This window comes from Janthinobacterium tructae, from assembly GCF_006517255.1.
GTDB lineage: Bacteria > Pseudomonadota > Gammaproteobacteria > Burkholderiales > Burkholderiaceae_D > Janthinobacterium > Janthinobacterium tructae.
In genome coordinates this window covers 34,258-45,963 of the sequence record NZ_CP041185.1, presented here as the reverse complement: position 1 = coordinate 45,963, position 11,706 = coordinate 34,258, and the positions used below count along the sequence as shown (strand labels likewise).

The window sequence follows — 11,706 nt, the reverse complement described above, 5'->3', positions numbered from 1 at the left end:
TGCCGCGCGTAGCGCGGTGGTTGGGCGATTCGGAGCGCCTTGCGCGAGTACGCGCAAGGCTTCGAATCCCACACGCAAAGCGCGCAGGCGCTTTGCTCGTCTCCGTAAGGCGGAAATGAAAAAACCCGCCGAAGCGGGTTTTTAAAAATACTGGCGGAGACGGTGTCCGTAGAACATGCCTATGAAAAACGACGCATGCGTCGGCGCTACCCCCCTGCCTACCCCCCTACAATTACTGGATTCAGAGGTCGCTTAAGCAATGGCAAGTGAGAACGCTTCGACGATTTGGAAAATATTTCATCAGCATCAAGTCCGCCGCCTAATGACTGCCCGATCTTTGCAATGCAAGTTTAAAATTACAAAAAAAGCAACAACATATCAAAATAGCCTACGAATGCGCAGGATAAAATAAGTAAGTACCGGTATCTTTTTTGCGCTGAAACGATCTGACGTCATATTCCATTGCCTAAAGCTTTACCGAAAGTATCCAAAGCATAAGAAGATGAAAAAAACCATAATAATAGATCCATTTTAAAAACGCTCGGCACTTCCCTCTCAGATATCGACTATTCATGTTTCTTAGCAGGGCTAGACGGCTCCGAAAATCTCACAAATTTGAACATCGGCGCAACCTCAACAAAGTTGGAATTAAATAATTTCTATTTTACTTAATTTTTCAACAATAATTTATTTAAAATAATTATTTATACTATTGAGCAAGCAAAGTGCCATGAAAAATACCATAATATCTTACTTATCCCAATCAGAACCATCAAGCTCAAATGCAGAGTGATCTTTAACCTCCCCAGCCGCTTTCAATAGCTCAACAACTGGAGGAGGCTGGCGGAACTTCATAGAGTCAAGCTCCACGAGGTCCGAAGCGGTTATGTCCGTCACGCATGGACGAACCAGAATCTCCCCGCACACATCACCATGAAGATTCGACGCAGTAACAACTACCCTGATCGATAGTCCGTCAGCGTGCGGATCGACCCAGCCAATTAACGTATATTCGTGTTCAAAACCGTGGCGAAAGTCCTGGCATGATATCTGAACTTGGGTCGTACGGTCGGGCGGTTCAATAACGATGAACTCATGAGTTCCAGGTTGCCGTTGCATCCACGCCTTTGAACTTAGTCCATGCATTGGATCAAAGTGATTAAATCGTGGTTTCGGCGCATGAGGTCCACAAGGACTTGCTAGCACGTAACGCTCATTCAACCAGCCACCGCTTGCTGTAAGCCTTATCAACAATGCTTCAGCAGGAACTTGACCAACATTATTGATTCGAAAGCGTACCTCGACCTGTCCAAAATTCAACTCCAACTTGCGCTCATACTCCTGCATGAAGTTGGGAATGACTTCTTTCTCCCATTGAGAATAGCGTCCATCTAGCGAGCTGTCATAATCGAAGGGACTGAATGAGAGTGGACCAGATCGTTCTTGCATTGGGATAGGATTCAACCCAACAATCGTCTGCTCAATCTCCTTGCGCTCTACACTTGAAAGACTCGTTATTCGATACGTGTCAACTGAATATGCCGACGCTTCAAACAGGACTTCCAACTTTGGCTCCCGGCTCTTAAGCGAGTTGAGTTCACGTTGCAGGTTACCGGCCTTTTTCTCGGACTCTGAAACTTCTTTCGGTCGAAGCCAGTTGTCTCCGATTTGATACACTTTTAAGCCGAGTTGCCGCGCAAGATATAACGGTCGAATGTCATGACTAATGAGAATACATTTATCAATATCTGGGCCGCGTGCGCAGTGTGCTTGCACTACAACCCTGGCATCAGCTTCTTCGCGGTCGAAATCTGGGTAGCTGTTCCAATCTGTTACACCACAATCAGCAAGCGCAACCTCAACGACTGGCGCTGGCGAGGAACGGACGACTACGGTTTCGTTCCCAGTCAATAGCGGTCTAAGAGTTCGATTGAAACGCCTGGCGTGATCCCCCAATCGAGCATGGTTCTTCTTTGAATCGACCTCTTGCATGACTGTTGGCGTAACAAGAATAAGAACGCTCCCTGCACCCTCAATTTCGCGCCAAGGCAGTTGTTCAAGCGCCAAACACTCAAGTGCCACATTTGAGTCAATAAAAGCAATGACTGCGTATTTTCCCCATTCGATGTTCATCTTATCTTTCTAAAAAATCGCTCTATCGCAGAGGAATTCGTCTGCAGCCCCTCTTCGCGAGCAGGGCAACTTGGCCGGAAATGGTCACAGATTACTAAAGCAAATTGCTAGCCAGACATCTCAATCAATACGAAATCTCGCCCCCAAGCCACGTCTATTACTGCCAAACTACGAAATTCCCTCTACTGCAAGTAATTCTTGATCTCGCGCTTCGCCGATTACCAAAGGTGTGTAGTCGGAACAAACAACGTCCAACGATTGAGCCGCTCGACTGCACGACAGATAGATCGAGATCCGCTCTCGAAGCTTCCCAAATTGCGATTGTGGAGGCGATATTCCTGCTGCCACGACAATGACATGGCTAAATTGAGTTCCACCAATAAATTGCCACGGAGCTACGACAATGGATCTTTTACTGTAAGCCAATTGTTCAATATCATCAAAACTGGCCAAACGAGTAACTGAAATCTTCTGCTCCTCCAGCAGCCTCGCTAACTCAACATCCACATCACCTAACGTTGCGAGGCAAATCCTGTCCGAAGACGAAGCTGTCTTATTGATTTGGCCAGCAAGTCCAACTGCCTTATCCAGAGCAGTCTTGTCATCCATTAATGTATATAATCGGGGTAGCTTTTCGCCTCTTTCTTCTGATTTCGCAATTTTCAATGGCAATGTATTAAGCGGAAATTTTTGATACATAAAACTAATAAGATCAAATATTTTTTTATTAAATCGATGTACGGTGTCCAAATAAACAAGCTCGTTTTGTGCGATTCCCGGACGTGAATTCAAGGCCGAAAAAATCCCTTGCGACGGATCTTCTGCAGTAACGAATGGGACACCTTTTCTCGAACGCCCCAACAATTCAAGTGCTGAACGCTCTTGTGGATCGAAGAGTTGAAGCTCATCAACAAAAATGTAATCATAACCATCAGTTTCCTTTCTCATGCGCCAAGTAAACGTCTCCAATACCCTTATCGAATCAAGAACAAATTGATCAGTTGTAATTGATGATCTATCTACCAGCGCCTGGATGAATTCCCGATAGATCGACACAACAAAGCCCCGGTCCGCCACTGTTAAAAATGGGGGCATCCAATCTTCCCTACTATTATTTATATATTGACGAATAGCATCAGGATCATCAGGAGCAACACCTGATGCCGTAAGAACACCAGAAATCTCATCATACAAATTAAGAATTAAATCTAATCGAGCGCGACTATCTTCATTTATTGCCAATCCGTCAATTATCCATTTTGACAATCCCGTTCCAGCTCCACGATCCGAAGTTCCAAGAAGGTTTTTAATTATCTCGATAGATTTAAATCGTCCATCACTGGAGTCGTCACCGATCACTTCCGTGCGTTGTTGCCCAATATGACCGGCATGTAGTTCGAGTAATGACAACAACGGGAATGTGGTAATTCCAGTTGGTGAAATACCTCCATTCAAAGCTCGTAACACGCCATCAATACGTTCTGACATTGCCCAGCTATGAGTCGCGATGAGAATTTTCTTACCCTTCGATTGCACCTCAATATCACGCGATATCTGGATAGCTCGCATAGAAAGCGCAAGAGTTTTACCAGACCCTGCCGGCCCGACAATTCGAATTGAAGCATTAATGGGATGCCCCAAGACGACATTTTGCGTCTTCGTGAGTTGCCCAGCCCACTCCTCAAAAGTGCGATTATTTGCAACAGAAGTACTCCCAATTGCTTGCAAATCAACCTCTTCGGATAATGACCCTGTATCGTCTGGGCGATTAGATTTAAATCCGTTCGCAACTAAAGCTGCCAATTGATTTTCAATATCATCGGGCCAAGCGGATGGGACATATCTACCAAGGTCAACATCCGTACTTGTAAGCGCCAGGACATCAAACCTCGCCGTATTAATCGCTCCACCTATATCAACAATCCATCGCCGAGTTGATTGCGTTTTTGGCAAAGCAAAAAAAGCTAAAAAGTTTTTATGATGATATTCCGACCACTGCCGCGGAAGATGAATTGGAGGAGCTTTCAGCTCTTTAACCACTCGCGCGATTCGCCGAAATGCATCGTCCGGTGTACATCCTGTATTTTTTAATTGTTCCAAACATGCCTTATTAACCAAGGCCGCATAAGGCATTTCTGGTTCGTTCGCAGTGTAAAAACCAACTACATCACTCGATAATTCTGCAGATTTTAAGTCATGCCCTTCAATTGGCATAAAATCATCCGAAAATTTCTCATTAATCAAGCAGTAATCCAATACGGCTTCGGTCATAATTATGTATTTAGTCATAGCCATACACCTCCGTTATTCTTTCTTCTACTGAGTGTGGAATATCAGGTAATCCAATATCAGAAAAAACTTGCGCCATCAATTGAGTCAGCCTATATCGATAAGGAGAGTCCAGTCTCGCAATTCGTTCTCCAGGTAATATTTTTACCTCAGATGTTTTAATGGCAATAGAACTAATTGGAACCTGCCATATATGTCGAACCCAGGCGATATCATCGGCAATCCCAAAATCTCGGGCTGTCGGCAAAATCAAGAGATCTCCCCTATCAACAATCTGCTTCGTAAGAGCTTCTATTTTTTTTACCTTAATTTTTATAGCATCCATTAATACTTTATATTCAGCAATGGAAATAGAATCAAGTTGATCTATCAAAAACTTAGCAGCAAGCAATGAGGCGGCATCTATATCACCAGAATTACTCGAAATTTTTTCAATTAATATGCTTCTTCTGGCATCTGGCTCTTGGGAACGATCAATACCAAAATTTTTCAATGCATAAATTTCAATTTGATCTCTTTTTCTTTCACAGTCTTCGGGGAGAAGATAATTTTCAAGAAGAGATTTTACCGAAACCACTGGAATTAAGGTAACTAAACGGGCATGCTTTTTCCGTTCAAGGTCACAGTCTGCAGTGACGACGATGCCCATGGATCTAAGAGGGTCCTCTTCGCTATCAAATCTTATAAGATCCCCCTGAGTAAGCCCCGCTCCTGGAGTTATAGCTTTATCAAGAACCCAGCCTGAAATTTCTGTGGTATTCATATACTGAATGCGCCCTATCATTACACGGTGACTAGCCTGCTACGCTAGATGATGGAAAATCATTCCAAAAAAAGAAAAACATTAACCTTAGGAACCACTGATTAATTCAAGTTTTTTCTCGCCAATGATGTGTAAGTATTTGATTTCATTGGCAGCTGTTTTCCGGAAAATTAATTAATCAGCGCCGCCCTTACAACGCCTAACAAAACCAAAGCGACCGGAAGGAAGTTGTGGTTGAGAAGCGCAACTGTATCCAAGTACAGTGAGCATCGCAGACCGTAAATTACGACGCGCAGTAGGTTTTGATAGGCGTTCTTAGTCAGCTCATAACTATGGATAAATTCAGAACGATACTATCCCAAAAATAAGGTTGTTGCATATGAACATACATTGAAAATTGTACATTTCCTCAAAAATGTACCGGACTTAGGGCTTGGTCACCATCTAGACATCACGCTTCGGTGCTGTCACCACACCAGCTATGCGCGAAGTTCCGCTGGTGCCACCCAGATCACCTCCGGGCTTGTCCTCCCCAGAGCGGTCAGCGCCCAAGAAAAAGTTAGACAAGTTCACAAGAGCATGAAACAAGATAAATGCCAAAATTCAGTACTTCCATTTCAGACATCGGCTGTTTAAAAAGAACGGTGCAGTAGCGGGCAGTATATTTAAATGTAGCTACATTCACTCCTGCAATTTCGTGCTACCTTACTCAATTGAATAGATGCAAATTTGACGCAGACGATAAGGCAGGGTCAACCCGCATTGCATTGATCTGTTTCTGCTAGGCACAAATTTCAGCCGGCCCATGTCGCCATTGATGTGCGCCAGTTGCTGGACTCGCCGGTGGTCGAGGATGCCCGGCAACCGGTGGCCCAGCCCGACCCTGCGCGGCCGGGCTGCAAGCCAGTTGATCTGCGCTTCTTCGTCTGGCAGCACCAGCACGCGCAGATACCGGGCCTTGCGGGTGGTGGCGTGTAATGGCTCTTGCGTAGCATCCTTGCGATTGGCGCGGAACGCGAAGGCCTCGCAGAGCAGGATGTCCGTTGAGCGCCGCAGGCGCGAATAAGGGACGTGAAGTTAGCCAACCGAAGGTTAGCTAACTTCACCTATCCTGCCCCGTTTCGGGCAGCGACTAAACCACAAAAATCATCGGACGCAACGTCGACCAAACCCTTTTTTGGCACGGTTGAAAGCAAATAAGGCCTTATATGTGCCATATCTGCCTTCAACCGTGGCATATCAGGGTTCAACCGTGTCAGATTTGTGGTTCAACCGTGCCAGATTTGTGGTTTAACCGTGCATGTTCCGCACGACATGAGGGCGATTAAATACCATGAAGAATCCTGTGCAGAACAACTGCGTGCCTTGCTCAAACGCCATCATCAGCGAAGCGCGGCCAGGATTTCGTCGCATTTCTGGCCTTCAGCGACGATACCCACAGCAACAATCAACTGGCGATGCAAGGATGGCGATCCGGTCTGCGCCATTGCCGTCGTGCTGGCACCGATCCTGCCTCACCGTTGAAGAGAAACACGTCCCGAGTGACTCCTTCCTCCACGCCAGAGTACCTTGGCGCGCCAACGCTCAACGAGGCGCGCTTCAGCCGCCTGCCTGAAGTGTCGGCATGCAGTGGAAAATGGCGTAGCAGGATTTAAGCAAGCGCCAAGGAAGCCACCTTCCTAGCCTCCGTAAGACTCCAGGGCCGCTTGCAGGCCTGGTTCAGGAACGCGTGCCAGCACGGGATGCGGACAGTGGCTGCAAGGCGCCTGAACACGCATGCCAGTCCTCAGCCCGCGCAAGGATACTCCATGGGGCATGCCATCACACGACAGACGGTGCGGGATTGCTGCAAAAGTCAGACCATGCCTGCATCAGCACGATACGCTTGTCGAACAAGTCGCCGCGCCGATAGGCGGCTTCCACCCTGTCCGGCAAGCGGTGCGCCAGCGCATGCTCGCATACCTCACGTGAAAAGGCATTGGCCGCCGCCTCGGCGCACCAGTCACGGAAGGAAGAACGGAAACCGTGCACGGTGATGTCGTCAAACTGCATGCGGCGCAAGACTGCCGTCAAACTCATGTCCGACAACTGCGTGCCACGCTTACGGCCTGAAAAGATGATGTCCCCCTGACGCGGCACTGCGCGCAGCAGCGCAAGCGCCCCACCAGAGAGCGGCACGCGATGCTCCTTGCCTGCCTTCATGCGCTGCGCTGGAATCGTCCACAGGGCCGCCTCCAGGTCAATCTCCGGCCACCGCGCACCCCTGACCTCTCCTGAGCGCGCAGCCGTCAGGATGGCAAACGCCAGCGCCCTGGCAGCAATCCCTTTCTGACCCGATAAGGCGGCCATGAATCTGCCGATCTCTTGCCACGGCAGGGCCGGCCTGTTTTTCACCGGAGAAACCTTGTTCGGATTGGCCAGCAGATTTTCCAGATGGCCTTTCCAGCGCGCCGGATTTTCTCCCTGACGAAAGCCGCTGACCGTTGCCCAGTCGAGTATGCATTCGATTCTGCCGCGTATGCGCGTTGCCGTCTCCGTCTTTGACAACCAGATTGCATCGAGCACCTTGACGACCAGATCGGTGTCGATCGCCGCGACAGGCAGCGCCCCCGCCAATGGGAACACATAGGCGGCCAGGGTGTTTTCCCACTGCGCCACATGTTTGGCATTTCTCCAGCCATGCCGGTGCGCCGCGATATACGACGCCGCACACTGTTCAAAGGTCATTTGACGCGCACGCGCCAGCATCCCGGCCTGTTTTTCCTGGCGGCGCATTGCCAGCGGATCGCGCCCTTCGCTCAGCAGCAAACGGCATTGCCGCGCCTTTTTGCGCGCCTCGACCAGATCGACTGCCAGACAAGAACCCAGCCCCATTTCGTGACGCCTGCCAGCTACGCTGTAACGAAACAGCCAGCTCCTGGCGCCAGCGCCGGATACTTGCAGCACCAGTCCGCCGCCATCCCCGTAATACCCTGGCTCCCTGGTGCGACCGACGACCAGCGCCGACAGCTTGTTCATCCTGATTGCCATGACACCACTCCCGCATTGCGAGAACCGGTACTAATTTTAGCGCGTGATCAAGCGCGCGCTGGCAACGACACTTGATCCCGCACAAGGCAAGTTGCGGCAACAGGCTGGACATAACAGGACCGGTGACGTATGCCTGAAGGCAGCGCACACAGCCATACCTACCCCCCAGCCTACCCCCCAGCAGATGCAGGATTGACGCGGCAGGCAGCGGACGCTGGCGGATGGATTTACGTGGTTTCTCCTATGAGGAGCGGAAATGAAAAAACCCGCCGAAGCGGGTTTTTAAAAATACTGGCGGAGACGGTGGGATTCGAACCCACGATACAGGTATAAGCCGTATGCATCCTTAGCAGGGATGTGCCTTCGGCCACTCGGCCACGTCTCCTAGCTGATTACTCAACTATGTCTCTGTAGCTAACTGCGCTGCAGCGACGAACGTCATAATATCGATTGCCCCCCCTTTGGTCAAGGGCGTGGGGCAATATTTTTAGATATTTAAGCTTTTTCCAGCTCGAACGCTTTATGCAGCGCGCGCACGGCCAGTTCCATGTACTTTTCATCGATCAGCACGGAGATCTTGATTTCGGAAGTGGAGATCATCATGATGTTGATGCCCTCTTCCGACAGGGTACGGAACATTTGCGATGCCACACCAACATGGCTGCGCATGCCCACGCCGACGACGGACAGTTTCGACACTTTCGCGTCGCCCGTGATGCTGGCCGCGCCCAGCGATTCGCGGTTCGCTTCCAGCACGGCCAGCGCGCGCGTGTATTCGCCGCGCGAGACGGTGAAGGTGAAGTCCGTTTTACCGTCGACCGACTGATTCTGTATGATCATGTCGACTTCGATGTTCGCGTCCGCCACCGGTCCCAGGATGTGGTACGCCACGCCTGGACGGTCGGGCACGCCGAGCACGGTGATTTTGGCTTCATCGCGGTTGAAGGCGATGCCGGAGATGACTGCTTGTTCCATGTTTGTATCTTCCTCAAACGAAATCAGGGTGCCTGAATTGGCTTCTACTTCCAGCGGCAACATCGGGTCGGTCAGCGACGACAGCACGCGCGTGGGAACGCGGTAGTTGCCGGCAAATTCCACCGAACGCGTTTGCAGCACTTTGGAACCCAGCGAAGCCAGTTCCAGCATTTCTTCAAAGGTGATGGTCTTCAGGCGGCGCGCCTCGGAGACCACGCGCGGATCGGTCGTGTAGACGCCGTCGACGTCCGTGAAGATCAGGCACTCGGCCGCCTTCATGGCCGCGGCAATCGCCACGGCCGAGGTGTCGGAACCGCCGCGGCCCAGCGTCGCGATATTGTCGTGTTCGTCGACGCCCTGGAAACCGGTAATGATGACAATCTTGCCCGCATCGAGGTCGCGTTTGACTTTTTCGTCATCGATCGACTGGATGCGTGCCTTGGTAAAGGCGGAATCGGTCTTGATCGCGACTTGCCAGCCAGCATAGGATACGGCTTGTTTGCCGATCGCCAGCAGTGCCATCGACAATAGGCCGACGGACACTTGTTCGCCTGTCGAGGCGATCATGTCAAGTTCACGGGGATCGGGTTGATCCATGATTTCCTTGGCCAGTCCAATCAGGCGGTTGGTTTCGCCCGACATGGCCGATGGCACCACCACGATTTGATGCCCTGCGTCGTGCCACTTGGCAACGCGCTTGGCGACATTCTTGATACGGTCAGTCGAGCCCATCGACGTACCGCCATATTTGTGGACGATTAAAGCCATAAGAGTGAAGTTTCCGCTCAAGAAGAATAAAAAAGGAGGGCTTTACTCTACATGCCGCAATGCAAAATAACAAGCTAAAAAGCGCATTAGCTCATACCGATTGCGCATATGGAAATAACCAATCCATGCAGTCGGGAGCGCATGGGCAGCCACTTGCCGGCCACCCCGAGAGTGGCCGTGGCGGCTGCCCTTACGCTCAGCAGGAGAGCCAGCGCAGGGTCACGCGGGGACGTTCCAGCAGGCTCAGGCAATGACAATCGAGGCCAATACCAGCCGCATACAGCAATTGTTGCGCCGCACAGACAAGTGGCAGGCGTTCGCGCTCCCAGGCGGGCACGTCAAACGCCTGATAATGGTATTTCAGACTTTTAGTCGGGCGGTTCAGGGCCAGCTTCAGGCGCTCGCCACCCTGGCGGAAGTCAATGGTCAAGGTTTGAGATTGCAACCAGGCAACATCAATCCCCTGCCCTTCGCCCTCGACCGTATCGAAATGCAGCACGCCGCCATACGCGGGAAAGGCCAGGCTCGCTTCGCCTTTCCACACAAATTGCTGGCCAGCCTTTTCCAGGCCGGGAATGCCCGCGTCGTCACGCTCGCGCATGCCGGCCAGGTCATTGAGCTTCGGCGTCAGATATAAACGGTCGCGGTGGCGCCGCACATGGCACTCGGGATGCGTCACCAGCAATTGCGCATCGGGCCGCGCTTCCAGCAATTGCGCCAGCATTTCCGCCAGCCATGCCGTCGACGGCATGCGCAAGCCGCGCGTGCCGAACCAGTGGCGCAGCAGGTTGTAGCAGCGGTCCGCGCTCAGCTCGCGCAACTTCGCCAGTTCGATACAGTCGCCATCGAGGCAATTTAACAAATCCTGCGTCGCCAGTTCCGTCAGCAGGCGCTGCGCCGACTGGGCGTGCTGTGCGCTGCGGGCGAAACGCTCCTGGAAGCCGGGAAACGCCTGCGCCAGCACGGGCATCACCTGGTGCCGCAGAGCATTGCGGGCAAAGCGGGGATCGTCGTTCGACTCGTCGTGGATGTGTGCGATCGCATGTTGCGCCACATATGCTTCGAGCTGTTTGCGCGACACGGACAGCAGCGGGCGCGCCATCACCAGGTCCGGATTGCCCAGCAGCTCGGGCGCGCTGTTGGCGCCATCCATGCCGGACAGGCCCGCCGTGCCGGAGCCGCGCAGCAATTGCAGCAGCACCGTCTCGGCCTGGTCGTCCTGGTGGTGGGCTGTGAGCAGCAGGCGCACGCCGTGCGCCGCGCACAGCTCGCCCAGGGCCGCATAACGGCGCTTGCGAGCCGCCTCTTCGGTGCCCGTCTTCGCATTCTTTTCCAGCGTGACGCGGCGTGCCTCGAAGGCGATGCCCAGGCCGGCGCACAACTGCTCGCAGTGGGCCAGCCAGGCATCCGCATTCGGGCTCAGGCCGTGGTGCACGTGAAACGCATGCAGGGTCACGCCGTGCTCCTGCGCCCAGGCATGCGCCAGGTGCAGCAGGGCCGCAGAATCGAGGCCGCCGCTCAGGGCGATGCCGACGGGACTGCCGGCTGGCGGCACGCAGGCGTCCAGCGCGCGGGCGAAGATATCGGGCACGGTGGCGGTTTGTTGCTTTTTCAATCAGGACTCCGGGAATGCAAAGAGGGACAGGCTGCTAAACGGATGGTGTCGTTTAGCGGACTGTCCCTGGTGTGTTCTACTGTCTTGTCGGCTTACGTCATGTCGGCTTACGCTTCGCTAAGCCGACCTACGC

At 52.0% G+C, this 11,706-nt stretch carries 6 protein-coding genes and 1 tRNA gene; all 7 read right to left on the bottom strand.

Annotated features, from left to right (window positions below; all coding sequences use genetic code 11):
• Window positions 1–750: 750 nt before the first annotated feature.
• Entirely contained in the window at window positions 751–2,133 is a 1,383-nt protein-coding gene (locus FJQ89_RS00210) for a PIN domain-containing protein (protein WP_141168563.1), read from the bottom strand.
• 168 nt (window positions 2,134–2,301) lie between these two features.
• Entirely contained in the window at window positions 2,302–4,428 is a 2,127-nt protein-coding gene (locus FJQ89_RS00205) for a UvrD-helicase domain-containing protein (protein ID WP_141168562.1), read from the bottom strand.
• A complete protein-coding gene (locus FJQ89_RS00200) occupies window positions 4,415–5,185 on the bottom strand; it encodes a hypothetical protein (RefSeq protein WP_141168561.1) in 771 nt (256 codons plus the stop codon). Before FJQ89_RS00200 ends, FJQ89_RS00205 begins: the two co-directional genes overlap by 14 nt.
• Before the next feature lie 1,821 nt (window positions 5,186–7,006).
• Window positions 7,007–8,203 (bottom strand): tyrosine-type recombinase/integrase, encoded by a 1,197-nt coding sequence (locus FJQ89_RS00195; protein WP_243136321.1) that lies wholly within the window; start codon window positions 8,201–8,203, stop codon window positions 7,007–7,009.
• Between the two features lie 304 nt (window positions 8,204–8,507).
• Window positions 8,508–8,600, bottom strand: a tRNA-Ser gene (locus FJQ89_RS00190).
• A gap of 110 nt (window positions 8,601–8,710) precedes the next feature.
• On the bottom strand, window positions 8,711–9,958 hold the full coding sequence (locus FJQ89_RS00185) for an aspartate kinase (protein ID WP_141168560.1): 1,248 nt from the start codon (window positions 9,956–9,958) through the stop codon (window positions 8,711–8,713).
• A gap of 196 nt (window positions 9,959–10,154) precedes the next feature.
• The gene (tilS, locus tag FJQ89_RS00180; RefSeq protein ID WP_141168559.1) at window positions 10,155–11,573 is read right to left on the bottom strand and encodes a tRNA lysidine(34) synthetase TilS; all 1,419 of its coding nucleotides are present in this window, start codon (window positions 11,571–11,573) and stop codon (window positions 10,155–10,157) included.
• Between the last annotated feature and the right edge of the window lie 133 nt (window positions 11,574–11,706).